The 20,155-nt window shown below is 57.5% G+C and carries 26 protein-coding genes; 23 read left to right on the top strand and 3 right to left on the bottom strand.

The genetic code is table 11. The features are described 5' to 3' along the window. The first annotated feature begins 62 nt into the window (after window positions 1-62). The 8 genes from RTU96_RS12085 to RTU96_RS12050 all read left to right on the top strand — a co-directional run bounded on the left by RTU96_RS12085 (window position 63) and on the right by RTU96_RS12050 (window position 3,693). Window positions 63-431 (top strand): hypothetical protein, encoded by a 369-nt coding sequence (locus tag RTU96_RS12085; RefSeq protein ID WP_312636865.1) that lies wholly within the window; start codon window positions 63-65, stop codon window positions 429-431. 128 nt (window positions 432-559) lie between these two features. Further along, complete coding sequence (locus tag RTU96_RS12080; protein WP_312636864.1) at window positions 560-880, top strand: hypothetical protein; 321 nt, start codon at window positions 560-562, stop codon at window positions 878-880. 320 nt (window positions 881-1,200) lie between these two features. Next, window positions 1,201-1,866: a hypothetical protein gene (locus RTU96_RS12075; protein ID WP_312636862.1), complete on the top strand. Its 666-nt coding sequence runs from the start codon at window positions 1,201-1,203 to the stop codon at window positions 1,864-1,866. Further along, window positions 1,859-2,302, top strand: a complete 444-nt coding sequence (locus tag RTU96_RS12070; RefSeq protein ID WP_312636861.1) for a putative ABC transporter permease — start codon at window positions 1,859-1,861, stop codon at window positions 2,300-2,302. Before RTU96_RS12075 ends, RTU96_RS12070 begins: the two co-directional genes overlap by 8 nt. A gap of 9 nt (window positions 2,303-2,311) precedes the next feature. Beyond that, window positions 2,312-2,596: a branched-chain amino acid ABC transporter permease gene (locus RTU96_RS12065; RefSeq protein WP_312636860.1), complete on the top strand. Its 285-nt coding sequence runs from the start codon at window positions 2,312-2,314 to the stop codon at window positions 2,594-2,596. Window positions 2,597-2,644: 48 nt separating this feature from the next. Continuing rightward, complete coding sequence (locus RTU96_RS12060; protein ID WP_312636859.1) at window positions 2,645-2,839, top strand: hypothetical protein; 195 nt, start codon at window positions 2,645-2,647, stop codon at window positions 2,837-2,839. A 49-nt stretch (window positions 2,840-2,888) separates the two neighbouring features. Next, complete coding sequence (locus tag RTU96_RS12055) at window positions 2,889-3,086, top strand: holin (RefSeq protein WP_312611389.1); 198 nt, start codon at window positions 2,889-2,891, stop codon at window positions 3,084-3,086. A 1-nt stretch (window position 3,087) separates the two neighbouring features. After that, window positions 3,088-3,693, top strand: coding sequence for a CHAP domain-containing protein (locus RTU96_RS12050; RefSeq protein WP_312636858.1), 606 nt, complete (start codon window positions 3,088-3,090; stop codon window positions 3,691-3,693). A 74-nt stretch (window positions 3,694-3,767) separates the two neighbouring features. Here the strand turns inward: RTU96_RS12050 and RTU96_RS12045 are convergent, their stop codons facing one another. The 3 genes from RTU96_RS12045 to RTU96_RS12035 all read right to left on the bottom strand — a co-directional run bounded on the left by RTU96_RS12045 (window position 3,768) and on the right by RTU96_RS12035 (window position 5,766). After that, window positions 3,768-4,223: a helix-turn-helix transcriptional regulator gene (locus tag RTU96_RS12045; RefSeq protein ID WP_312636857.1), complete on the bottom strand. Its 456-nt coding sequence runs from the start codon at window positions 4,221-4,223 to the stop codon at window positions 3,768-3,770. A 47-nt stretch (window positions 4,224-4,270) separates the two neighbouring features. After that, on the bottom strand, window positions 4,271-4,666 hold the full coding sequence (locus RTU96_RS12040; protein WP_312636856.1) for a hypothetical protein: 396 nt from the start codon (window positions 4,664-4,666) through the stop codon (window positions 4,271-4,273). Window positions 4,667-4,887: 221 nt separating this feature from the next. Further along, window positions 4,888-5,766, bottom strand: coding sequence for a LysM peptidoglycan-binding domain-containing protein (locus RTU96_RS12035; RefSeq protein ID WP_312636855.1), 879 nt, complete (start codon window positions 5,764-5,766; stop codon window positions 4,888-4,890). 287 nt (window positions 5,767-6,053) lie between these two features. Here RTU96_RS12035 and RTU96_RS12030 point away from each other — a divergent pair, with 287 nt between their 5' ends. From RTU96_RS12030 to RTU96_RS11960, 15 genes are all read left to right on the top strand, one after another. Then, window positions 6,054-6,947: a LysR family transcriptional regulator gene (locus tag RTU96_RS12030; protein WP_312636854.1), complete on the top strand. Its 894-nt coding sequence runs from the start codon at window positions 6,054-6,056 to the stop codon at window positions 6,945-6,947. 38 nt (window positions 6,948-6,985) lie between these two features. Further along, the gene (locus RTU96_RS12025; protein ID WP_312636853.1) at window positions 6,986-7,450 is read left to right on the top strand and encodes a Na+/H+ antiporter subunit E; all 465 of its coding nucleotides are present in this window, start codon (window positions 6,986-6,988) and stop codon (window positions 7,448-7,450) included. Then, window positions 7,447-7,779 carry a monovalent cation/H+ antiporter complex subunit F gene (locus RTU96_RS12020; protein WP_312636852.1) on the top strand — a complete coding sequence of 111 codons (333 nt, stop codon included), beginning with the start codon at window positions 7,447-7,449 and terminating at the stop codon, window positions 7,777-7,779. The genes RTU96_RS12025 and RTU96_RS12020 overlap by 4 nt, the downstream gene beginning before the upstream one ends. Further along, window positions 7,769-8,092 carry a monovalent cation/H(+) antiporter subunit G gene (gene mnhG / locus RTU96_RS12015; RefSeq protein WP_312636851.1) on the top strand — a complete coding sequence of 108 codons (324 nt, stop codon included), beginning with the start codon at window positions 7,769-7,771 and terminating at the stop codon, window positions 8,090-8,092. Before RTU96_RS12020 ends, mnhG begins: the two co-directional genes overlap by 11 nt. Next, a complete protein-coding gene (locus tag RTU96_RS12010; RefSeq protein WP_293009007.1) occupies window positions 8,089-8,340 on the top strand; it encodes a hydrogenase subunit MbhD domain-containing protein in 252 nt (83 codons plus the stop codon). Before mnhG ends, RTU96_RS12010 begins: the two co-directional genes overlap by 4 nt. Then, window positions 8,333-9,220: a hydrogen gas-evolving membrane-bound hydrogenase subunit E gene (gene mbhE / locus RTU96_RS12005; RefSeq protein WP_312636850.1), complete on the top strand. Its 888-nt coding sequence runs from the start codon at window positions 8,333-8,335 to the stop codon at window positions 9,218-9,220. Before RTU96_RS12010 ends, mbhE begins: the two co-directional genes overlap by 8 nt. Then, complete coding sequence (locus RTU96_RS12000) at window positions 9,220-9,594, top strand: sodium:proton antiporter (protein WP_294855593.1); 375 nt, start codon at window positions 9,220-9,222, stop codon at window positions 9,592-9,594. Before mbhE ends, RTU96_RS12000 begins: the two co-directional genes overlap by 1 nt. Then, on the top strand, window positions 9,594-11,108 hold the full coding sequence (locus RTU96_RS11995) for a proton-conducting transporter membrane subunit (RefSeq protein WP_312636849.1): 1,515 nt from the start codon (window positions 9,594-9,596) through the stop codon (window positions 11,106-11,108). The genes RTU96_RS12000 and RTU96_RS11995 overlap by 1 nt, the downstream gene beginning before the upstream one ends. 49 nt (window positions 11,109-11,157) lie before the next feature. Further along, window positions 11,158-12,603, top strand: a complete 1,446-nt coding sequence (locus RTU96_RS11990) for a proton-conducting transporter membrane subunit (RefSeq protein WP_312636848.1) — start codon at window positions 11,158-11,160, stop codon at window positions 12,601-12,603. A 28-nt stretch (window positions 12,604-12,631) separates the two neighbouring features. Then, window positions 12,632-14,116, top strand: coding sequence for a proton-conducting transporter membrane subunit (locus RTU96_RS11985; RefSeq protein WP_312636847.1), 1,485 nt, complete (start codon window positions 12,632-12,634; stop codon window positions 14,114-14,116). A 16-nt stretch (window positions 14,117-14,132) separates the two neighbouring features. Next, the gene (locus RTU96_RS11980; protein WP_312636846.1) at window positions 14,133-16,082 is read left to right on the top strand and encodes a proton-conducting transporter membrane subunit; all 1,950 of its coding nucleotides are present in this window, start codon (window positions 14,133-14,135) and stop codon (window positions 16,080-16,082) included. A 186-nt stretch (window positions 16,083-16,268) separates the two neighbouring features. After that, a complete protein-coding gene (locus RTU96_RS11975) occupies window positions 16,269-16,739 on the top strand; it encodes a terminase small subunit (protein WP_294855589.1) in 471 nt (156 codons plus the stop codon). Beyond that, window positions 16,717-17,961, top strand: coding sequence for a PBSX family phage terminase large subunit (locus RTU96_RS11970; protein ID WP_312636844.1), 1,245 nt, complete (start codon window positions 16,717-16,719; stop codon window positions 17,959-17,961). The genes RTU96_RS11975 and RTU96_RS11970 overlap by 23 nt, the downstream gene beginning before the upstream one ends. 19 nt (window positions 17,962-17,980) lie before the next feature. After that, complete coding sequence (locus RTU96_RS11965) at window positions 17,981-19,144, top strand: serine/threonine protein phosphatase (protein WP_312636843.1); 1,164 nt, start codon at window positions 17,981-17,983, stop codon at window positions 19,142-19,144. Between the two features lie 46 nt (window positions 19,145-19,190). Further along, a complete protein-coding gene (locus RTU96_RS11960; RefSeq protein ID WP_312636842.1) occupies window positions 19,191-20,114 on the top strand; it encodes a hypothetical protein in 924 nt (307 codons plus the stop codon). Window positions 20,115-20,155: the final 41 nt, after the last annotated feature.

Here is a 20,155-nt window from a genome sequence, read left to right as displayed (position 1 = left end):
CAAATCTGGTGCACGGAAGCGCCCACCGTGGCATTCCCGGTGCAGTTTAAGGTGGTGCGGTGATGGGCGAGGCATTTGTATCCCGCCGGGGCGGTGGTCCCGGTGTAGTGACTGGCACGATTGCCTTTCCGAGTTCCAGCTATGTATCCACAGTTACAATCCCGGAAATTGTAGGGAGAGAACATTTCGCTTTGTTTTTATCACCGGCTGGAAGTTCGTACGTGTATCTTGATATGCAGAATAAGGCTGGTGCTGTGTCAATTTTGAAGATGGAAAATACCGTCATTCTGCATCGAGGCGCTAGTGGAAGCATCAACGGAGAAACGGAAGCAGGTTCGCCATATGGTGGCTCGTATGATAAAACCACGGGGACAATTTCGGCAGGCGCTTGCGTGTTCTTCCAAGGGACCTATCAGTACATCGCTTGGTAAAGAAAGGAGCAAATAGTCCATGAATCAGAAACAAAAGTCCGCACAGATGTACACACACACACACACACACACACACACACAATTAGTTTTGTCTGCCTGTTGCGGACGCTCTGCGGGAGGTGCTTGCAATGGGTGAGTGCATCTTGGCAGGGCATCCGCAGGGCGGCGGAGTTAAGTGCGGGACGTACACCGGCGACGGGCAGACAACGCGGACAATCTCACTGGGCGTCACGCCAAAGTGGGTGCTGGTGGTATGCAACGACAAGACCATCGGGCGCGGATTCTTTGCGGGCGGACTTGCCATCACTGGCAGCCCACAATATTATCATCAAGGGGCGATCTATCAAGTGTATCTCCAAATCGTCGATGTCGGATTTGCTGTTGCTAATTCGGAGTATGTTAGAACAAACCTTTACGGGTTTGAGTACAACTACATCTACGGCACGTAACTGTCGCCGTAAGGCGGTGGCGTGATGGGAGAGTGTTTTATCACGCGCAGGGGCGGAAGCTCAAAGGTCGGAACAGTTGCTAGCAGTTTTTACATAAGCAACAAGATTGTGCTATTACCACCCGCAAATTTCACAGGCATCCCTTTGCAAATCGGAGACTTGCTAATAGGGCATTACACCCTAGGAACATCTACATTTTCAGTTTTTGGAACGTATGATCAACTTTCAGGGAAAGTTTGCGTTGTGGGTTCGGACAATGTCGGAGCATCGACCACAATAACTTTTGACGTATACCGGCAAGGGTAAAAGGAGAGAAAAGCATGTACATCACAACCAAAACAAATAAGCACCACACCGTGCTTGATCAGAGCATCAGCCCCGGAGAGGTGCGGTATACCTTAGAGGAGGCCCCGGCGGAGCTGGGGGCCACGGTATCGCTCTACACGGCGGACGGCGGTATGTGCCTGCGGACGGACACCGTGGCGGATTATCAGTATCCCCGTATCCGGGGAAATACCGTGATTCTTTCCAACACGCCGGAGCCTGTGCCGGTGGAGCCGTCGCTGGAGGAGGTGCAGGCGGACAAGCTGGCGGAGGTTAACGCCGCCTGCGATGCGGCAATCTTTGCCGGGTGCGGTGTGACGCTGAGCGACGGCACGGCGGGGCATCTTACGCTGACGCTGCCGGACCAGATCAACCTCAGCACGGCGCAGGCGGCGATTCTGGCGGGCGGGACCGGCTATGCCTATCATCTGGACGGGGCGCTGTGCGAAATCTACCCGGCGGAGGATATCGCTCTCATGGCGCGGACGGCCACAGCGCACATCCTATACCACCAGACTTACTGCAACCACCTGCGGGCGTGGGCCAAGCGCTGCGAGACGACGGCAGCGGTGCAGGACATTACATACGGGGCGGAGCTGCCGGAGGATTTGGCGGCGCATATGGCGGCGGTGCTGGCCGCTGCGGAGGGCGGCAATGGGTAAGCGCGGAGACGTAATTCTTTCCGGCTCGCTGGCGTGCTTCGTAGGGGTTACATACTTTTTGCTGGAGGTTATTTGGAAGACCGCGCGGGGACATCCCGAGGGGATTAGCTGGACCATGCTGGTGCTGGCGCTGCTGCTTGGCCTCGTCATGGAGCGGATGGGCGCGGAGCTGCCGTGGCGGTGTCCGATTTGGACACAAGCCATCCTGTGCGGCCTTGCCATCACGGCGGCGGAATTTCTGGCCGGGTGCATCGTCAATCTATGGCTGGGCTGGGACGTGTGGGACTATTCCCATATGCCGGGAAATCTGATGGGGCAGGTATGCCCGCAGTTTACGGCCCTGTGGTGCGCTGTGAGCGGGCCGGTGATTGTAGGGCTGGACTGGATGCGGTACGCCGTCAGGGGCGGCGAGAGGCCGCGATACTATTGGAAGTGAGGGCAGGGAATGTACATCAACGCGGAGACGCTCAACGATCTGGCCAGACTGCTGGGATCGCTAATCATGATTGGCAGTGCAGTGCTGGCAGTCTACAAATTTATTGAGCGCGACCGGACGCAAAGTAAGACCATCCGTGCCATCCAGACGGAGCAGACGCTGCTTTGCTATGGCATTAAGGCGTGCTTGCAGGGGCTTGCGGAGCAGGGCTGCAATGGCCCCGTGCATGATGCGCTGGACAAGCTGGAAAAGCACCTGAACAAACAGGCGCACGGAGACATCCTTGACAAGTAACCCAGCCGCCTGGGGCGGCAGAAAATATATTTTTGGAGGTACATCAGTATGAACAATCCCGACATGAGCAGAAAGCCCGAACACGCGGGCAAAACCGTGCAGCAGGGCTGCTTTGCGATCACCTACGACGAGATGGGCTACGCCACCAAGGCGGTGCTGACGAGCCACAGTCCCGGCTATGTGGCCGACGATGGTACTGTGGTCCCGGGTGAGCCGATCAAGCGGCCCGGAAAGACGGAGTAATGAGGACGGGGCGGGGCACAAGCCCCGCCCCAAAGAAAGGGAGGTACATATGAAAAACTGGAAGACTTGGGCCAAGGCGGCGGGCGTGAGAGGCATCAAGACCGTGGCGCAGACGGCGGTGGCCACCATCGGCACGGCGGCTGTGCTGGGTGCGGTGGACTGGCGCATGGTGGTATCCGCGTCCGTGCTGGCAGGGGCACTGTCCCTGCTGACAAGCGTGGCGGGGCTGCCGGAAGTGAAGGCGTGAGATGAAGACGGCAAAGGAACTGCTTGCTATTGCCCGGGCGGAGGTGGGAGTAAAGGAATCCCCGGCCGGAAGCAACAAGGTGAAATACAACACCTGGTACTACGGGCGGGAGGTGTCCGGCGACTCGTACCCGTGGTGTGTGGTATTTGCGTGGTGGTGCTGCGCGCAGGCGGGCGTATCCCTGCCCGTAAAAACGGCGAGCTGCACCGCGCTGATGAACGCGGCCAAACAAGCGGGGATGTGGATCACGTCCGGATACCTGCCAGGGGACATTGTGATTTATGACTGGGGCGGGGACAAGGTTCCCGATCACTGCGGGATCATCGCGCAGCTCACGGGTACCGGCTACCTGTGCATTGAGGGCAATACCGCCGTAGGGAACGACTCCAACGGCGGGCAGGTTATGGAGCGCACACGGGCCGCAAAGTCGATTCTGGGGGCTGTGAGGCCCGTGTATGCGGCGGAGCTGCCGGAGAGCGTGCAGTGGGCCGTAGACAGCGGCATCATGCAGGGGAATACCTCTGGCGATCTGATGCTGGACAGTCCGCTGACCCGAAAGCAGTTTGTCACGATGCTGCACCGGTATCATGTGAAGTTCGGGGGATAGCTGCCCCGCGAAATGGTGTCCGAATTGGGCACAAAGAAAGCTCCCCCGCTGGAATTTTACCAGCGGGGGAACTTTTATAGTAGTTCTCGCAAATCCTGAATCCCCAGCGCGTCCGCGATTTTTACCGCAACGAGGAGAGATGCCCCACTGATCTGCCGTTCCCCGCTCTCAAATCTTTGCACCTGATTGATACGGATTCCAGCTATATCAGCAAGCCGCTGCTGCGTCATTCCGCGCTCTTTCCGAAACTGCGCTACTTTCGAGCCTTTGGCCCAATAAATTTCTACCGGCTCCCCGTCCTGCGTGAGCACTACGGCCCCTTCCGGCAGATTGTGGATGGAGCCACTATATTCGCCGCTGATCTCTACGCCCTCGGGCAAATCAAGATTTTCAACATAGCCCGCGACATTGCCTTCCCACTCCTCGCCGTATTCGGCTTCGGTGGATTCGGCCCAAGCCCATTCGCAATTGTTGCCGTTGGCATCCGTGGCCCCGGTGGGAGTCAGTCCTGCGTACATAATCTTTATCATGGCAATTCTCCTTCTCCCCGCCTTTAGCCGGACGGGGGCGGCATTTTTTATTTAATCCAGTTCAGAATCTGCACTTTAGAGGAATCCAGAACAATGATTTCGTTAAAAGCGCCATTCCAAAGGCAGAGATATTCAATCCCATCTTCAGCGAGGCAGGACCGAACGGAGTCTTCTCCGTCCCGTTCCACCCATGCACAAAAATCATCGTAGGTGGAATCAAAGTTTTCAGAGCCGTCGAACTCGCATTCTGCGAGGTGAGCACCGAAATCTTCACCATAAACATTCTCCAGCGCTTCAATCTCATCTTCCTCAATAAAGCAGAAGCCAAAGCGGGACACGATCATGGTATCATCGTAGTCACTGGCACGCTCCACGGTGGCGTTGCCGAGAAGAGAAGAATTAAAACTATCGAACTTGGAGTTTGAAAAGTGGTAGAGTGTCATTTTTTGTCCCTCCGTTTTTTGCTTTGTGTTCCTGCTTTATGTTCTTAGTATACCCCCAACTGGGGGTAAAGTCAAGGAAAATCTACCCCCAGTTGGGGGTAAATGTGCATAAAGATAGAGGGATGTATTTGTGCAACATTAAAGATCCATCTGGAAAAGCCATTAGGTAATTTGCTGAGGGCATAAGAGAAGCCCCCAAGAGAATATCTCTGGGGGCTTTGTCACTTATAAGATGATGGTTGATATGTGTAACCCCATTCGTACGTCATTAAAAGGACGGCGTCCACGGAGGAGGAGATTGCGGCATAGTTGTGGGCTTCATAGAGCAGGCCCGGCTGGGCGGACGAGGTTTTGGGCGAAAGAGCCGCCCAGACAAAATAGCCCTGCGCACCGAAAACGCGGCGCAGGCGGGCGAGAAAGTCCGCATAGGGCACGGCCAGAGCGGCGGGAAGAAACTCGAAATCCACGTCGATTCCCGCAAAGCCCTTTTCACGCAGCAGGGCATCTACATCGGAGATAAGCCGGTTTTGGGCGGCCTCGTCTGTAAGGACCAGCGTGGCGCGCTCGGAGTCAAACCGATCCTCCTCCGTGTAGGAGGAAAGATGAAGCACAGGCCGCGCCCCATGGGTTCTGGCGGAGAGCAGCAGCGCGTCGTCGTTCAGCGGGAGAAGGCCCCCCTCCGCCGTGATACCGTAGGTAAAGGGGGTGAGATAGGTGAGGTATGGCGTTTGTGCGTCCAACAGCAGCGTGTCGGTAAAGGGGTAAGCATAGCCGTTGAAAACGGCGGAGTCGGTGGGAGGGTCCTGATAAGCGATGACGAGCTCCATCCCTTCCTCCAGCGCGGGAAGACCGCCCAGACTCCAGTTGTTCTGATAAAGCTTCCGGACACTTACGCCATATTCCGCTGCAATGGAAGTTAGCGTATCTCCGAGACGGACGGCATGGACCAGCTCCGGAAATCGGACAACCAGAGTTTGTCCCACTGCAAGAGCGCCGGAAGCCCCCACCTCGTTATCCGCTGCCAGCCGGAAGGGATCAACTCCGTAAGCGGCGGCGATGGAATCGACGGTTTCGCCGGCGGCGACCACATGAATCATCATTTCAACATTCCCCCTTGTTGGAAAAGCCTATGCGAAGACGAGGAGGGATATGCGAGGAAAAGAGCCGCCGGAAAAGATGGCGGTCCTTTTCACGGAGAAGGCCGAGCAGGCGGACTGCTGCTTCCAAATACCGGGAAAAGTCCGGAGGATATAAAAACCGGGTACAAAACGGATTTATGAACAGACATAAAAAAATCTTGCATTTCAAAAATAAATACGATAACATAAAGAAGGATATTAGAGAATGTCTTATTTGTACTAAGAAACATGAAAGGGCGGCATAGCGCGTGAACATAAAAAAATACGAGGCGTTCGTCCGTGCCGTGGAGCTGGGAAGCCTGTCGAAAGCGTCCGAAGAGCTTGGGTATACGCAGTCGGGCATCAGTCACATGATGCAGTCTCTGGAGGATGAGGTAGGATTTTCTCTGATGATTCGCACCTCCTCGGGCATTCGCCCCAATTCCGAGGGGGAGATGCTGCTGCCCATTATCCGCCAGCTATTGAGCACCAACGAAAACTTGGAGCAGAACATTGCGAAGATCAAGGGCGCGGATACGGGGCATATTCGCATTGCATCCTTTTCCAGCATGGCCAGTTACTGGCTTCCAAACATCATCAGCGCCTTTCAAAAGGACTATCCCAATGTGGAGATTCAGATCATTGAGGGAGGCGCAGACCGCATCAACGCCATGATGGACGCCCACGAGGCGGATTTGTGCCTGTACACCGGCGGAGAAAACCGGTCCTTTGACTGGCTGCCCCTGTGCAGGGACGAGATGCTGGCGCTGCTGCCGCCGGGCCACCCTTTGACGGAGAGAGACTCCGTGCCTGTGGAGGCGTTTAAAAACGAGCAGTTTATTATGCCCATGGCGGGTTATGACTACGAGGTACATCATGTGCTGGACCAGTTGGAACACTACCCACACATCCGCTTTTCCGCCTGCAACGACTATGCAATCGTCAATCTGGTGACGGCGGGGCTGGGGGTTTCCATTCTGTCGGAGCTGCTTTTGCGCAACTATCGCAGCGACGCGGTGGCCATGCCGCTGGACCCGCCCCAGTACCGTGTTCTGGGAATGGGCGTGCCGCAATTGAAATCCGTGTCCCCCGTGACGCGGAATTTTATAAGGTATGTGCAGGAGTACGCGAAAGAGCGGCCTGGCGCAGACGAACTCCTGTGAGGGGACGGCAGGGAATTTAACCGAAAGGGGGCGGCGGCTTGCTGATTTTACTGTTTGGACTGTGGATATTTTTATCGGGAGAGTTGGACCTTGAGGTCTGCATCATCGGGGGCGCCGTTTCCGCAGGATTGTACCTGCTGGCCTGCAAAACGCTGGGATACAGTCCCAGGGGAGACTGGGCGGCTTTGAAAAAAACGGGCAGCGCCATTCGGTATCTCGCCTATCTGGTGAAGGAGATGCTTTTGGCGGGACTGGTGGTCATGCGTCTTATTTACACCAAGGGACGGAACATGGAACCAAGACTTATCTGGTTTCGGACAGATTTGACGCACCAGAGCGCCCGGGCCGCCCTCAGCGACGCCATTACGCTGACGGCGGGGACCATTGTCGTGTCTCAGGAGGAGAATCTTTTGTGCGTCCACACGCTGGATGCGTCTCTTGCCGAAGGGCTGGAGCATGGCGAATTTGAGCGAAAGCTGCTGGGCTTGGAGAAGAACGTATGACCGATGTTAAAAACGCGGCACTGACGGCGGCGGTGGTTTTACTGGCGGTGCTGATGCTGGCCACGCTGGTGCGTGCGGTGATTGGTCCGCGGTTTACCGACCGGATTGTGGCTGTAAACATGATCAACACCATGGCCGTAGCGGTAATTGCCATTTTATCGGTGCGGATGGGCGAGGCCTTTTTGGTGGACGTGGCGCTGGTTTACGCTCTTTTGAGCTTTTTGACGGTGACGGTGATGGCGCGGATGGTGCTGATACGCCACTGGCGTAAGGAAAAGTGCGCCAAGGCCGCAGAAGAGGAAAAGGAGGCGGCGGAGCATGCGGAGTGACATCATGACCGGGCTGGGGCTGGTATTTCTGGCCTTTGGTATTTTTACGTTTTTTACGGCGGTGCTGGGGCTTTTCCGGTTTGACCGGGCCCTGAACCGGATGCACGCCGCCGCCGTGGGAGACGCGCTGGGGATTTTCTGCATTCTGGTGGGAATCATTTTATTTCATGCACCCACTCTTGCTTCCTTGAAGGCACTGTTGATTCTGGTATTTTTGTGGATTACCAGCCCCGTGGCGAGCCACCTGATTGCACAGGTGGAGACGGTTACCAATCCCAATCTAAAGGCGGAATGTAAGGTGGAGATACGATGACGCTATTGGAAAATATTTTGCTGGTTGGCCTGATTGTCTGCGCGGCGGCTGCTCCGCTTTGTAAGCGGCTGCTGGCGTCGGTCATTGTGTATCTCTCGTTTTCCGTGATGCTGGCGGTACTGTGGAGCGTGCTGGAAAGCCCCGATTTAGCCATGACGGAGGCGGCGGTTGGCGCGGGCGTCAGCGGCATCCTCTTCTTTCTGACATTGAAGAAAATCAATGCGCTGAAAGGAACGCGGGATGAGTGAGCGGGGCGGATGGAAGAGGTTTGCCGACTGGGTGAACGGCGAGGTGGAGGCCGGAGATCCCACCACCCAATATGTGATGGACCACCGGCGCACCGCGCGGCCACAGGAGACGCACGAACTGCATGAGGCGCGGGAGAGGCTGCGGCTGAAAAAATTCCTCGGGCTATACCCGCTGGCGGCAGGACTTTTGTGCGTGATATTGATTTTCATTCTGCTGTCTACGGTAATTTATATCCCGCCCTTCGGGCAGCCGGGAAACCCCACCAACAACGAGGTGTCCCGGCACTATCTGGAGAACACCGTGGAGGAAACGGGCGCCAGCAACGCGGTGACGGGCATGATTTTGTGCTATCGCGGGTTTGACACGCTGGGGGAGAGCTGCGTGTTGTTTCTGGCGGTGAGCAGCGTGATGATTTTGCTGCAAAGGGACAAAAACAACACCGGAGAGAGGGCGCAGCTAAGACTGAAACGGGAGGATGCTGCGGAGCGGGCCCATGAGGACAACATTCTACAAAAGTCCGCCAAGCTTCTCATCCCGTTTGTCTTCCTGTTTGCGGCGTATGTGCTGATGAACGGAGAGTCGTCCCCGGGAGGGGGCTTTTCCGGAGGCGCGATTCTCAGCGGAGGACTGATTTTATATTCCGTGGCCTTCGGGCCGGAGCGGCTGAGCAGATTGCTGACCCGCAGCCTGTACAGCGGTGTACGGGTGGTGGGGCTGATGGCCTATGCGCTGACCTACGGCGTGTACATCTTTGCGGGGGCAAATGGGCTATCCATCGACATGGAGTGGATGATGACGGTGATTGAGCTGGCGGTGGGGCTGGTGGTGGCCTGCGCCATTTATGGATTTTATGCAATGTTTCAAAGGGGGAAGATCTGATGCCGGAATTGGTTGCCCAGAACCGCTTTGCCGTGGTGGCGGTGATTTTATTCGGAATCGGACTTCTGAACATGATGCTTCAGCAGAATCTGGTGAAAAAGGTCATCGGGCTGAGCATCATGGATTCCGCCATCTTTATGCTGCTGGCATCCCTTGGATATATCGAGGGACACGGCGCACCCATTGTGGAAGAAGGAGCCGCCAACGCTTCACTGTACATCAACCCGATTCCCAGCGGTCTGGTGCTGACGGGAATCGTGGTGTCTGTCAGCGTGACGGCGTTTTCTCTGGCGCTGGTGCAGCGCATCTACCAGCGGTATGGAACCGTTGAGCTGCCCGAGCTGCTGGAGCGGGCCAAGAAGGAGGAGGATTGATGCGCCCTTTCTATGAAAACCTCCCCTTTCTCAGCATGTTTGCCGCCATTTTCTGCGGCGTGCTGTCCTCGGTGATTCGGGATGGGCGGAGGGCCTATGTACTGGCGCTGGCCATGACGGCGGTGACTGCCATGCTGTCGGCGGTGCTGCTGTACTATGTGTACACCCGGGATGTGAGCTTTGTGTACTCCATGGGGCGGTTTGCCGCGCCTTATGGGAACGCCATTAAGGCAGGACCGTTGCAGGCGCTGCTGGCGACGACTTTTTCCATTGTGATGGGCCTGTCGCTGCTGGGCGGCGGACGGGGGCTGTCACATGACATTTTGCCGGAGAAGCAGGGACTGTATTTCGTGATGGCGGACCTGATGCTGGCGGGAATTTTGGCGCTGATTTACACCAACGACATGTTTACCGCCTATGTGTTTATCGAGATTACCACCATCGCGGCCTGCGCCATGGTGATGGCAAAGGACACGGGACCGAATCTCATCGCTACCATCCGCTATCTGTTTATGAGCCTTTTAGGCTCCGGCCTGTTTCTGATCGGCCTCGCCCTGCTGGACAGCATTGGCGGGTATCTTCTGATGGAGCCGCTGGCAAGGGCGGTGGAGATTTTGGCGGAGCTGGGACAGTATCACAGGCCCCTGATTGTGTCCATCGGGCTGATGGTGGTGGGCCTTGGCATCAAGAGCGCCATGTTTCCCTTCCACCTGTGGCTGCCGGACGCGCACGGCGGAGCCACCTCGTCCTCCTCGGCGATTCTCTCGGGCATTGTGCTGAAGGGCTATGTGGTGCTGATTATCACGCTGATGACGCGGGTGTTCGGGCTGGAGCTGATGCGCGAGGTGGGCGTGACCCGCATTTTGCTGATTGCGGGGATGCTGGGAATGATTTTCGGGTCCCTGGCGGCCATGCGGGAATATCACGTAAAGCGGATGCTGGCAAACTCCTCGGTGGCGCAGATCGGGTATATTTTTATGGGGCTGGGGCTTGGAACGGAGTTTGGCGTGGCGGCGGCGTGCTTTCATATTTTAGTCCACGCGGCCTGCAAGCCTCTGCTGTTTCTCTGCGCCGGGCGGCTATCCGACGTCAGCGGGCATCACCGATCCCTGAAAAACCTGCGGGGCAGCGCCTATCGGGATTTTGGCGCTGGAGTGGGCTTTACCGTGGGCGCACTGAGCATGATCGGCATTCCCCTGCTGGGGGGGTTTGTATCCAAGCTCTACCTTTCGGAGGCGGCGCTGGAGTCGCCCTACGTGGCGGCGGTGCTGTTGACCATCGCGGTTTCTACGGTGCTGAACGCGCTGTACTATGTGCCGGCGACGCTGGCCATCTGGGTGCGGCCTCCTTGGGAGGAGATCCGGGAGGTCATGCATGACGTGGAGCCGGAGGACACGCGCTTTGACCGCTCTTTCTTCACGGCGTCCGCGCTGTTTATCTGCCTGATTTTCCTGCTGGGCATTGTCTATCATCCGGTGATGAATGTGATTTATGCGGGCATCCGGCTGATGTGAGCGCAGTCCCGGGGAAGAGAAATGGAATTTTTGCGAGGGGAGAACCGCTTTGCTGTTACTACCGATTTTGCTGCCGATACTCGGAGGCGTGTTCGTCTTCCGGGAGAGGGATGAGAAGACCCGCAACCGGCTGGCGCTGGGGCTGACCGTGCTTACGGCGGCGGCGGCGGGGATTTTGTGCGCGCTGCCGGAGCAGTCGCTGCGGCTGATGACCATTGAAGGGTCCTTATATCTGGCGCTGCAAAGCGACTCTCTTGGAAAGTTTTTTATGGTGCTGATTTCAGGAATCTGGCTTCCGGTGGCGGTATTTGCCGAGCCGTATCTCCGACACGGGGGAAAGGGCCAGCAGTTTCAGGGCTTTTATACCATGACCATGGGGACGCTGATGGGCCTTGCCCTTGCAGACAACTTTGTGACGCTATACATGTTTTTCGAGCTGATGACGCTTTTGACCGCGCCGCTGGTTCTGCACGGCGGCACGCCTGCGGCGCGCCGGGCGGGGTTGAAGTATCTGGGGTATTCGGTATTTGGTGCGGGAATGGCGCTGGCGGGATATTTTTTTCTATCCCACTTTTTGACCGACCAAAGCTTTACCGGCGGCGGCGCGCTGAATCTGCCGCTGGCGGCGGCTCACAGGCCACTGCTTTTGATTGTGTTTCTGGTGATGACCATCGGCTTTGGCGCAAAGGCGGGCATGATGCCTATGCAGGCGTGGCTTCCCACGGCACATCCCGTGGCCCCGGCTCCGGCCTCGGCCGTGCTGTCTGGCGTGATTACCAAGGGCGGTGTGCTGGCCATTATACGGGTGACGTATTATCTGTTCGGCGCGGAGTTCCTGCGGGGGAGCTGGGCGCAATATGCACTGATTGCTCTGACGCTGTGCACAGTGTTTACGGGGTCCATGCTGGCGCTGAAGGAAAAGATTCTCAAGAAGCGGCTGGCTTATTCCACGGTGAGTCAGGTGTCCTATGTGCTGTTCGGACTGCTGCTGCTTACTCCCGGGGGCGTGCGGGGTGCGCTTTTACAGATGACCTTCCACGCGCTGGCAAAGGATACCCTATTTCTGGCGGCGGGAGCCATTATTGTGGCCACCAATTTCACTCATGTGGATCAACTGGCGGGCATCGGCAAGCGGATGCCAAGGACCATGGTATGCTTTTCCGCCGCGGCGCTGTCCATCATCGGGATTCCGCCCATGAGCGGGTTTATCAGCAAGTGGTATCTGGCTTCCGCCGCGCTGGATTTTGAGGTCCGGACGCTGGGGTATGTGGGCGTGGCGATGCTGATTTTATCGGCGCTGATGACCGCCGGATACCTGCTGCCCATTGTGGTGCGGGGATTTTTCCCTGGAAGAGACGTACTGGTGGAGCGCAGGGAGGTGGGGCCGCTGATGACGGCGCCCATGCTGGTAATGAGCATTGCGGTGCTGGTACTGGGATTGTTTCCAAACGGTTTGCAGGCGTGGATTTCCGCGCTGCTGCCGCAGATATTCTGATTAGACTGAAGAGAAAGGAGGCGTGCGGATGCAATGGCTTCAGGCGCTGCCCATCTTGATTTCTGTAGCACTGGGTATTGGGCTGACGATTTTACAGCCCGGAGAGCGCAAGGTGCGCAACGCCTATATTATGGGCTCCGTGCTGCTGACGGCGGGGCTTTCCTTTGCCGCCATCATTGCGGCGGGGCTGGCGGATACGGCTCCGGCCTGCACGCTGGTGCGGTTTTCCAGCGAGTTTTCCATCTCTTTGCGGATTGATGGGTGTTCGATGGTATATGGGGCCATTGTGTCGGCCTTGTGGCCGCTGATTACGCTGTACAGTCTGGATTACATGTCCCACGAGGGACACGAAAGCCGGTTTTTCGGGTTCTGGATTGCAAGCTTCGGCGTGGTGCTGGGGATTGCGTTTGCGGAGGATTTTCTCACCCTGTATCTGTTCTATGAGCTGTTGACATTGGCGACACTGCCGCTGGTGATGCACTTTATGGACGAGAAGGCCCGGTACGCGGGGAGAAAATACTTGGTGTATTCCCTGTCGGGGGCGGCGTTCGCTTTTATCGGCATTGTGTTTCTGCTGCGCTATGGGACAACGCTGGACTTTACCTATGGCGGTGTGCTGGATCTTGCAAAGGCAGCGGGAAACGAGACCACGCTGTGGGCGGTGTTCGTTTTGGCGTTTTTCGGCTTTGGCGTGAAAGCAGCCGTGTTTCCCTTCGGTGGGTGGCTGCCGGATGCGTCTGTGGCGCCTACGCCGGTGTCCGCCCTGCTCCACGCGGTGGCGGTGGTGAAGGCAGGGGCCTTTGCGGTGCTGCGGCTGATCTATTTTGGATTTGGCGCGGATTTTCTGCGGGGAAGCTGGGCGCAGTACGTGGTGATGACGGCGGCGATTCTGACGATCATTTACGGTGCGGCCAGGGCACTGCGCACGCCGCACCTGAAGCGGCGGCTGGCTTTTTCCACTGTGAGCAATCTGAGCTACATCCTTTTTTCGCTGACGCTGATGCTGCCCGCGGGACTGGTGGGCGCACTGACCCACATGGTCTATCACGCGGTGGTGAAAATTACCATGTTCTGCTGCGCCGGTTCCATTATACAAAAGAGCGGGCGGGAGTATATCTATGAATTCGAGGGATTGGGACGGCGGATGCCGGTGGTATTCGGGACGTTTACCGTGTCGGCCTTTGCCCTGATCGGCGTGCCGCCTTTGGGGGGCTTTGTGGGAAAGTGGATGATTTGCACGGCGGCGGTGATCTCGGAGGACCCGTGGGCCTATTTCGGAATTGGGGCGCTGATTTTATCCACGCTACTGACCACGCTGTATATGATGACTATTTTCGTCCGGGCATGGTTTCCAGTGGGCGCGGTGGACCATGAGGCACTTTCCAAAATTCACGATCCGGGTCCGGCGATGACCATTCCGCTGATGGTGCTGGCGGCGGCGGGAATTGTACTGGCGCTGTTTTCCGCGCCGCTGATTGAATTTTTGCAGGCGGTGAGTCTGAACACGCTATGAAAGGAGAAAACACTGAATGAGTTCGTTTTTACTGCTGTTTTTGGTGCTTTTCCCGTTTCTGGCGGCGTATTTCGTATACCCCATGCGAAGAAGAGGACGCGAGTACCGCAATCTGTATGTCCGCATTATTCCGGGCGTGGAGATTTTTGCGGCGCTGCTGCTTCTCTTTGAGCCGGGAACTGCGGTGCTCCCTCAATTGTGCGGGCTGGGGCTGCGGTTTGAGGCGGGAAGCTTCCACACGACCATGGCTGTTATGGCGGCATTTTTGTGGCTGATGACGGCGCTGCCCAGCAAGGAATATTTTGCGGACCGAGAGGGTGTGAACCGCTACTACTGCGCATGGATGGTGACGCTGGGGGCGCTGATGGGCGTGTTTCTGGCGGCGGATTTTTTCACGCTGTTTATATTTTTTGAAATAATGTCCTTCGCCTCCTATGTATGGGTGGCGCAGAATGAGAATCCCGACGCATTGCGGGCCGGACAGACCTATCTGGCGGTGGCGGTGTTTGGAGGAATGATGCTGCTGGTGGGGCTTTTGATGCTGGACCATCTGCTGGGGTCGTTGGTATTTCGGGAGCTTCCCGCACTGGTGGCGGCGCTGGAAGACGGACGGCGGGGAGAACTGCTGGCGGCGGGTCTGTTCTGCCTGACGGGCTTTGGGGCGAAGGCGGGCATGGTTCCCCTGCACATCTGGCTGCCAAAGGCTCATCCCGTGGCACCCGCGCCGGCGTCGGCACTGCTGAGCGGAATTTTGACCAAGAGCGGAATCTTCGGTATTTTAATCATTTCCCGGTATCTGCTTTTTTCAAGCGTCGAATGGAACGGGGTGCTTCTTATCTCAGGAACCGTGACCATGGTGCTGGGGGCGGTGCTTGCGCTGTTCTCCATCAATCTGAAGCGGGCGCTGGCCTGCTCGTCCATGTCTCAGATCGGGTTTATCCTGATCGGCGTGGCTATGCAGGGATATCTGGGGGAGGACAATGTTCTGGCGGCATGGGGCACTGTGCTGCACATGGTGAATCACGGGCTGATTAAGCTGGTGCTGTTTGTGTCGGCGGGCGTGATTTATCTGGCGACCCACGCGCTGGACTTAAACGAGCTGCGGGGCTGGGGACGGAACAGGCCCATGCTGAAAGCGATATTTTTTGTGGGCGCGGCGGCGATTGTGGGCATACCGGGAACCTCGGGTTATATCAGCAAGACGCTGCTGCACGAGAGCATTGTGGAATACGTTCACTATCTGGAGCACACAGGAAGCTCTGCGGCCGTGTTTCAGACCGTGGAATGGCTATTTTTAATTTCCGGGGGGCTGACGGCGGCCTATATGACGAAGCTGTTTGTGGCAATTTTTGTAGAAAAGCGGGCGGAGAGGCAGAGATTCAGCGCCCGTGAGTACATGACCCCGGCTACGGGTCTGGCGGTGGGATTGACGGCGTTTTTACTGGTGGCCTTTGGGTTGACGCCCTGGGTTTCCATGCAGGTGATCGCGGAGCGGTCCTCCGTATTTTTGCGGGCGGGGGAAAGTTACGGGATATTCCACTATTTTTCATGGGTGAATTTGCAGGGGGCGCTGATTTCTCTTGGCATCGGCGTGGTGGTATATCTGCTGATTGTGCGGCTGGCGCTGTGTAGGAAGACCGCAGAGGGAACCGTATACCTGGAGCGGTGGCCCAAAGGTTTGGATTTGGAGGAGCTGGTATACCGTCCCGCCGTGCGGGGGCTTGCGTTCCTTGGGGCGATGTGCGCCCGGACGGCGGCGGGCCTTGGCGACCTTTTGGTAGTGGTGGGAGAGAAGCTGCTGTATCTGAAGGCACCCGGCATCTTCGTACCCAAGAAGAACGAAAATTTCGGCGTATATGCGCGTAAACCCAAGCGGTTTTTAATTGGTGAAACCTTTGCCTTCGATTTGACGCTGGCGGGAATCGGGCTGGTGGGGGCGCTGACCTATATCTTTTTTACCGGATAATGTCTGCACGGGAACAGAATAAAAACGGGCGGGAAGCTGATGGCTTCCCGCTCGTTTTTTGATTTATGCGGCGGGGCCGCCCACTCCGCCGAAGGGCGGATATTTTTTTGCAAATTTTTAAAGATGTACACGGACGTGCAAATTTTGGGCAATGGGGGCACTGGTATAGAAGAGCGAGGTGATTGGATGGGAAAGAAACTGACGGGCGCGGAGCGAGATCGGTTTTGCCGGGAATTTCTGATCTCCATGGATCCAAACCGGGCGGCAAAAAGCATTGGGAGGGCTGATGGCTATGCGCTGCTGCGGAAAAGCGAGGTGTCCGAGCGGCTGAAATGGATGCGGCGGATGGAGCTGCCCACCCGGCAGGACATTTTGCGGCGGCTGGGGCAGATGGCGTTCGGACGAGTGTCCGACGCGGCAAAACTGGCAAGCAGGGAGCTGGTGGAGGCGGGAGAGCTGGATTTGTCCGACGTGGCGGAGCTGAAAATTACGGATAAGGGCACGGAAATGAAGCTCATCGACCGGGTGCAGGCGCTGGAGACGCTGTGGGGCCTTTTGGAGGAAGGTGGCGAGGACGGTATGGAGCGGTTTTTGCAGGCCCTGAAGACCGAGGACGAGAAGGAGGGGCCCGGACGTGGAGGCGGTGCGGTTCTCTGAGAAGCAGCGGCGGGCGCTGCGGTGGTGGCAGACGGACGGAGAGAAGTACGACGCGGTGATCTGCGACGGAGCGGTTCGCAGCGGAAAGACCTTTTCTATGGGGCTATCCTTCTTTCTATGGGCCCAGAGCAGCTTTGATGGGCAGCAATTCGGCGTGTGCGGGAAGACAATTCTTTCACTGCGGAGAAACGTGCTGGGAGAAATTGTGCCGGAGCTGAGGAAGCTTGGAATGCAGTGCACGGAAAAACGGTCCGAAAATCTGCTGGTGGTGCGCAGTGGGAAGCGGCGGAACAAATTTTACTTATTTGGTGGAAAAGATGAATCCAGCGCGGCCTTGATTCAGGGAAGCACCTTTGCCGGCGTATTGCTGGATGAAGCGGCGCTGATGCCAAGGTCTTTTGTGGAGCAGGCCTGCGCCCGGTGTTCCATAGCGGGAAGCAAGCTGTGGATGGATTGCAACCCGGAGGGGCCTCAGCACTGGTTTTACCGGGAGTGGATTTGCAAGGCGGAGGAGAAGCGGGCGCTGTATCTCCACTTTACCATGGAGGACAATCCGGCGCTGTCGGCGGAGGTCAAGCGGCGGTATCGGAGCTGTTACAGCGGAATTTTCTACCGGCGGTTCGTGCTGGGGGAATGGGCCGCGGCCCAAGGGCTGGTATATGACTTCTTTGACCGGGAGAAGTTTTGCCGGAACGCGCCGGAGGAAGAGCCGGAGCGGTGGCGCATATCCGTGGATTATGGGACGGCAAATCCCGCGTCCTTTGGCCTGTGGGGCCTGTGGGATGGGGCGTGGTTTCGGGTGAAGGAATATTACTACAACTCCCGGGCGGAGGGACGGCAGAAAACCGACGCGGAATATGTGGAGGATTTACGGAAGCTGGGGGGAGAGCGGCGGATTGAGACGGTGGTGGTTGACCCGTCGGCGGCCAGCTTTATTGCGGCGCTGCGGCAGGCGGGATACGACGTTGAAAAGGCAAATAACGATGTGCTGGACGGCATCCGCACCACGGCGGACGCGCTGAAAAGCGGGAGAATCGTGATTTGCGAAAGTTGTGAGGACTGCCTGCGGGAGATGGAAGCCTATTGCTGGGAACCGGGAGGCAAAGACGCGCCGAAGAAGGAAAATGACCATGCAATGGACGATCTGAGGTATTTTGCCATGAGTCTGGCAAAGCCGCGGAGCGGCGGCTTCGCGGCGACGTGGGTGGAGCGGGAAACGTAAAAATGCGGGAGGAGCGAGGATGAGATTCGGAAAGAGGAAACAAGTGCCGGGAAAGGCTGCCACTGCGGTACAACTGCGAAACGCGGAGCGGCATCCCTTTGGTGTGCTAGATGGGTATGTGCCCCTGCGGGGCGGCGAGCTGCGGCTGTATCGGGCGATCCGGGAGGGCGTTCCGGTGGTGGATGCGGCGGTTTACAAGCTGATCCGGATGACCGGAGGCGTGGATGTGAAATGCACAGACGCGGCGGCGCAGCGGGCGCTGCGGGAGTTTTTGCGGACAGTGCCAACAGGACGCGGGCAGCGGGGCATCAACGCATTTTTGGAGTGCTATCTGGATTCGCTTTTGACCTGCGGCCGGGCCATTGGTGAAATCGTGACGTCGAAAAACGGGCGGGAGATTGGTGCATTGCTGTGTGGTCGGGCGGAAGACCTGGAAATTTACGAGGGAGACAATCCGCTGAATTTTCAGCTCTGCGGAGCGGATGAGCACGGGAGAATAGGTCCGCTGCCCCGGCAGGAGCTGCTGCTGTTTACCCCATTTAACCCGGAGACGGAAAACCCTTATGGAGTATCGCTTTTGCGCTCCATGCCGTTTTTGACAGATATCCTGATGAAGATTTACCACACGGTGGGAGTCAACTGGGAGCGGTGCGGCAATGTGCGGTTTGCGGTGACCTGTAAGCCCGGAGAGGACGGACGGGGGCAGGCGGAGGAGCGCAGCCGGCAATTGGCGGAGGAGTGGTCTGCCGCTATGCAGGACGCAAAAAGCGGACGTGTGCGGGATTTTGTGGCGGTAGGCGACGTGGAAATCAAGGCCATCGGCGCGGATGAGCAGATTTTGGACAGCGAGGTGCCGGTGCGGCAGATTTTGGAGCAAATTGTGGCCAAGACGGGGATCCCTCCGTTTATGCTGGGGCTGAGCTGGAATTCTACCGAGCGGATGAGCGCCCAGCAGGCAGATATGCTGACCACCGAGGTAGCCGCCATCCGGCGGACGCTGAATCCCGCTGTGGAGAGAATTTGCAGTCTGTGGCTGCGAATGCACGGCTACGGATGCGGATTTGAGACGGTTTGGGAGGATGTCAATTTGCAGGACGAGGTGGAAGACGCCCGGGCGGCACTTTATCTGGAGCAGGCGCGGAAGCTGAGGATCGAGAACGACGCGGCGGAGAAAAAGGCATGACGCGACGGACGATTGATTTACATAATGGTTGAAAAGGGGCGAAAAAATGGATGTGCGAAAGGACGCAGGAACGGCGGAGCGGTGGGCGGCCGGAGAGGATGACATGGGTCTGATTAACCGCTTTTCCAAAGGGACGCTGACGGCGGAACAGGTATACACCTTTGCGGTGCGGCTGTGCGACAACGAGGTGGACCGGGACTTTGAACGGTTTGACGAGGCGGCGCTAAACGCGCTGGGAGATTTGTTTGTGGGGAAAAGCGGGGTGTTTGACCACCAGTGGTCCGCGCTGGGGCAGACGGCAAGAATTTACCGGACGGAGCTGGTTCGCGAGGCAGGCCGCAGCACGGCGGCGGGAGACGGCTACTGCTATCTCAAGGCGTGGGCCTATCTGATGAAGACCGAGAAAAACGCGGACCTGATTGCGGAGATTGAGGGCGGCATTAAAAAGGAAGTATCTGTTGGGTGCGCGGTGGGGCGGAGCGTTTGCTCCGTATGCGGCGAGGAAAGCGGAAGCTGCCAGCACCAGAAGGGGCAGAGCTATGGCGGAAAGCTGTGTTATGTGGAGCTTCGGGAGCCGAAGGACGCCTATGAGTGGTCTTTTGTGGCGGTGCCTGCACAGAGAGAGGCCGGCGTGATGAAGCGCTTCGGCGGTCAGCTGGGCACGGAGCTGGAGCAGTATGTGGGACAGCGGAAGGAATTTCAGGAGGCTTGGGACACTCTGCGCAAGCAGGCGGAGCTGGGGCGGAATTACCTTTCGGCGCTGCGCCGGGAGGTGGTGCGGCTGGCGCTGGTGAGCGACGAGGCTTTGGACGGAACGGTGTTTCGGTCCATCGCGGACAAGCTGGAGGAGGCGGAGCTGCTGGAGCTGAAAAAAGCCTATGAGGCACGGGCAGAAAAGGTGTTTTCCGTGCAGCTTCGCCGGGCGGACCGGGGCGCGGAGCGGGGAGACGGTGAACTGTTTCGGGTGTGACGCGATCCCCGCGGCATAGGGAAAGGGCCGGAAAGCGTTGG

The organism is Oscillibacter sp., from assembly GCF_032018205.1.
Taxonomy (GTDB): Bacteria; Bacillota; Clostridia; order Oscillospirales; family Oscillospiraceae; genus Oscillibacter.
Note: the sequence above shows the minus strand (reverse complement) of the source record. Positions and strands in the feature narration are given on the sequence as shown.